Raw genomic sequence first — 697 nt, forward strand, 5'->3', positions numbered from 1 at the left:
TGCCGGAGCAGGATCTCCGGCAGACCCGGCTCGTAGAACGGCACCTCCCCCCGCCGCAGGCGGTCGATCTTGGCCCGGTCCACATCCACCCCCAGCACCTCGTGGCCCAGCTCGGCCATGCATGCGGCGTGGGTGGCGCCGAGGTACCCGGTCCCGAACACGGTCATACGCATGCCGTCGTTCTATCGCCCCGACGCGACCCCCCGGGAACGCCCGGGTGAACACCGCACGAGCAGTGCGCGGCGGGTCCGGCCGGCGCGTCAGCTCACCGGAAGTTGAGGTACGCCTTGGACGGCGTCGGACCGCGCTGGCCCTGGTACTTGGACCCCGTCGCGGCGGTGCCGTACGGCGTCTCGGCCGGGCTGGACAGCCGGAACAGGCACAGCTGGCCGATCTTCATCCCGGGCCACAGCGTGATGGGCAGGTTGGCGACGTTGGAGAGCTCCAGCGTGATGTGCCCGTCGAACCCGGGGTCGATGAATCCGGCGGTGGAGTGCGTGAGCAGCCCCAACCGTCCGAGCGAGGACTTGCCCTCGAGCCGTCCGGCGAGGTCGTCGGGCAGCGCCAGCCGCTCCAGGGTCGAACCCAGGACGAACTCGCCCGGGTGCAGCACGAACGGGTCGCCGTCGGCCGGCTCGACCAGCTCGGTCAGCTCGTCCTGCTGCTGCGCCGGATCGATGTGCGTGTAGCGCGAGTT

The 697-nt window shown here is 70.9% G+C and carries 1 protein-coding gene and 1 pseudogene; both read right to left on the reverse strand.

What is annotated here, in order from left to right:
- Window positions 1-173: pseudogene (locus tag B4M60_RS08980) on the reverse strand (UDP-glucose 6-dehydrogenase); the annotation flags it as partial.
- A gap of 92 nt (window positions 174-265) precedes the next feature.
- Window positions 266-697: dCTP deaminase (gene dcd / locus B4M60_RS08985; RefSeq protein WP_291082501.1), on the reverse strand; the 432-nt coding region annotated here is incomplete at its 5' end.

The organism is Dietzia sp. UBA5065 (assembly GCA_002415925.1).
GTDB lineage: Bacteria > Actinomycetota > Actinomycetes > Mycobacteriales > Mycobacteriaceae > Dietzia.